Genomic DNA, 3247 nt, shown 5'->3' with positions numbered 1-3247 from the left:
ACTGACTTTTGCTTTTCGTGCACCCGCACGCCGGGGGAGATCGGGATCATCGGCGCCGGCATGCTGCCAGCGCGGCCAGCACGGCCGTGTGCGTCGCGCTATCTGCCGCTCCGGAGATCCGCAACCGCGCCCCGGACAGCCCGACCTCGATCGTCCCAGCGCCGACATGCGCGCATGCGCGGCCACGATCGATGGTTCTTCCTCCGCAACGCGCACCGGCGTGAAGTGGACGGGCGCAGCCGCCTGCATCTGCCGTCGCCAGCCCCACAGCTGGTTCGGATGAACCCTGGCTTCTCGGGCAACCGCTGACACGCACGCGCCCGGATCCGGCGTCGACGCGACCAGCCGCTGCTTCTCCGCAGCACTCCAGCGCCGTCGTCGCTCGACCGATGTGACGACATCAACCCGCCCGTTCGTCACGTGAGTACTCCTGTGAATACTCACGTAACTCAGAGTCTCACCTATCCCGCGAGGCGGCCGCTACCGGAGGGATACACCGGGCGCTGGGTTGTGACATTTTCTAGTGCGCCGCAGCTAGTTTTATGCGGCTTCGATCTCTTCTGCCAACAGTTGTGAGCTAAAGCCGACCCCGCCGTGATGTAGAAATTTTTGTTGATTCCGGAGCACCGGCATTGAGGCTCTGGTCATTCATGTTGGGGGTACAGTCACGCACGTGCCTTGAGATGCACAAAGGGGCACCCGCAGTCCACGTCACATGACTTAGTCTGGAACCAGCAATGGCCGGCAATAGCACCGGGCCTCCAGACGGAGTTATCGCAACCATGATTACAATCGCTTCGCCGATCGCGACCTCGCTGCAGAGCTCCGCATCGGATCCCGATGCAACCCTGGGTCCCGCCGCAGCCCGCGATCTCTTTCACGATCGGAATCACTCTGTCCAACATATTGCGTTCGTTCCAGCGACCACTTTTCCGCGTTTCTCACGTGAGACGATGGGCAGTCTGGCGATCGCTTCAATCGTCTTAACCCGCCTCGCTAGGTTTTCGCTCGCGTACGTGCGGGCGACAAAGTTCACGAAAGGCGAGGCAATGCGTAGCTCAACTTACGTCGATGTCGTGGGAAGCGAGTTTAACTCGCTCGACGAAGCGATCGCAGAGAAGGATGCGGAGCAGATGATTGGACGAGCATGCGAATCGCTAGCGACTCACGGACGCGCGGAAGGCCTAGTCAACCCGGTACTGCGCGAAGGTCGCAAGAGAGCAGGGCTGCGTGATTCTCTCGAAAACGCCTACTGGCCAGGACTCTCTTGGTTCAGCACCGTAGAACGAGACGGCGCGAGCGTTTTGGCTTGGCCCCGCCCTAGAGATAAAGAGTCATGAGGGATTTCGATTTCAAAATCGGACGGCACTACAGACTTCAGGGAACTGGATGGCGCGGTCTAGTTGCACTCGGAATGCTCCTGACGTTCCTGACGGTCACGGCCATGGCGGTAGTGGAATCGAGCGTGCGGTCTTCTATCGGCTCGACCGCGATGTGGCTCCTAAACACGACTATCAAGGAACTCAACCCGAGCAGTTTCTTCAGGTAGCCTTCAGGATCGGCGAAGAAGCGAGATAAACTCGGCAAATGGGGTCAAAGAATAATCGCGGGGCTGAATGATGCCATCCTCAATGCAGAGCAGCTGGCGCTAAGGAAAGACCATTCGCCTGCGCAGAGTACAGCGACGTCATGCTGATGCGGTTAAAGGCTCGCGGACTCCAGTGTATCGGCGGATTTTTCGTCTACCGGCAGCACAATGCGAAAAACGGCGCCGTGCGGCTCGTTCGGTGTAGCCCATAGCCGACCGCCATGAGCTTCGACGATCGAGCGGCAGATCGACAACCCAATCCCCAAGCCGCTCGACTTGGTGGTGTAGAAAGCCTTGAAGATGCGCTCGGGATCGGCTTGAGGCAGGCCCATGCCGGAATCGCTGAACTTCACAAGCACGGCGCCGGATTCTGTCTCGCTCGTATTGATCAGCAATTCGCGTGGTCGTTCTCTGACCTCGCTCATCGCTTCAACGGCGTTCATGATCAGGTTCGGGATCACCTGCTGCAATTGGACTCTGTCACCCAAAACGGCTGCAACCCCTCTGACAGCTGCATCCTCACCAAGACGCCATGCTCTGATATCGCCGCACGGGCCAGACTCATAGTCTCCAAAATTGCGTCGTTGATTTCCAGCTCTTCCGTCCGCACCGGGACCTTTTTGGCGAAATCCCGGATACGACGCACAATATCGCCGGCTCGCTTGCTGTCGTTGATAATGCGGTCGAGCGACTGCTTGACTTCTTGCAAGTTCGGCGGCTGACGGGCGAGCCAGCGGACAGCGGTCCCGGCATTCATCAGCGTGGCAGCAATAGGCTGGTTGACTTCGTGGGCAATGGAGGCCGACAGTTCGCCCATCGTCGCGACACGGCTCGCGTGCGCCAGTTCCGACTCGGCGCGCTTTCGCTCGCTCAGGTCGACGGCGAAAATGACAACCGCATCTCCCTCTTCATCCAACGTCGCTCCTCCAATCAGAACCGGGACGCGACTGCCATCCTTCCGGAAGTACTCCTTCTCGAACGGCTGGACGGTTCCGGTCGCCCTCATTTCAGCGACAGGCCGCTCGTCCGGTCATGCCATTCCGGCGGCGTCAGCTCTGCTCGGCGCAATCTACCCGCCGCCACATCCGCCCGATCATATCCAACAATCCGGAGAAACGCCTGATTGGCCTCCTGAACGTGACCGTCGGGATTCCGATCAGAATGCCAATGATATTGGAGTCAACAAGGCGACGAACTTTCGCCTCGCTCGCCCGAAGGTCGCCATGAAGGCGCGTGTTCTCCAGCGAGATCGCCGCCTGTGACGCAAGAAGTTCAAGGACCGCGATCCGAGCCGGCGTCAACGCATGCGAAGTCAGTGCATTCTCGAGAAGGAGAATTGTCGTGGGCTGGATTTTCCGCATCGAGTTGTTCGACCGCGCCACGCACGTGCTGACCCACTTTGCGGTAGAATGGTAGGTTCTTCCGGAGGGCCATGGCGCCCTCCGGGGGATCCTCCAGAACTTCTGGGTCGAAGAGCGATTTCACTTCACAGTAGCCGACTAACTCGCCGTCCTTCACCAACTTGAAATCGGGTGTCTTGCCTCTAGTCAGCGCGGCCTTGTCGTAGGGCTCGAGCACGATGGCGTTGGCGTCGAAGATCAGGTCGCGGAGCAACTGGATGTCGGCGGCCTCGTCCGGCGCCGGCGCGCCGGCGACGAC

4 protein-coding genes are annotated in these 3247 nt (G+C 59.7%); all 4 read right to left on the bottom strand.

Annotation, left to right across the window (positions count from 1 at the left end; genetic code table 11):
• On the bottom strand, positions 1–420 hold a 420-nt coding region (locus WCB02_RS26515; protein ID WP_423962722.1), incomplete at its 3' end, for a transposase.
• Positions 421–1701: 1281 nt separating this feature from the next.
• Positions 1702–2031: an ATP-binding protein gene (locus tag WCB02_RS26510; protein WP_423962721.1), complete on the bottom strand. Its 330-nt coding sequence runs from the start codon at positions 2029–2031 to the stop codon at positions 1702–1704.
• 14 nt (positions 2032–2045) lie between these two features.
• Positions 2046–2504, bottom strand: a complete 459-nt coding sequence (locus WCB02_RS26505; RefSeq protein WP_423962720.1) for a sensor histidine kinase — start codon at positions 2502–2504, stop codon at positions 2046–2048.
• A 356-nt stretch (positions 2505–2860) separates the two neighbouring features.
• Positions 2861–3247 (bottom strand): hypothetical protein (locus WCB02_RS26500; RefSeq protein ID WP_423962719.1); only part of this gene is annotated, 387 nt, incomplete at its 5' end.

The sequence above is a fragment of the Bradyrhizobium sp. genome, from assembly GCF_049581145.1.
In the GTDB taxonomy this organism is placed as follows: domain Bacteria; phylum Pseudomonadota; class Alphaproteobacteria; order Rhizobiales; family Xanthobacteraceae; genus Bradyrhizobium.
The sequence above is the reverse complement of the archived record's forward strand: the minus strand, read 5'-3'. Positions and strand labels throughout refer to the sequence as shown.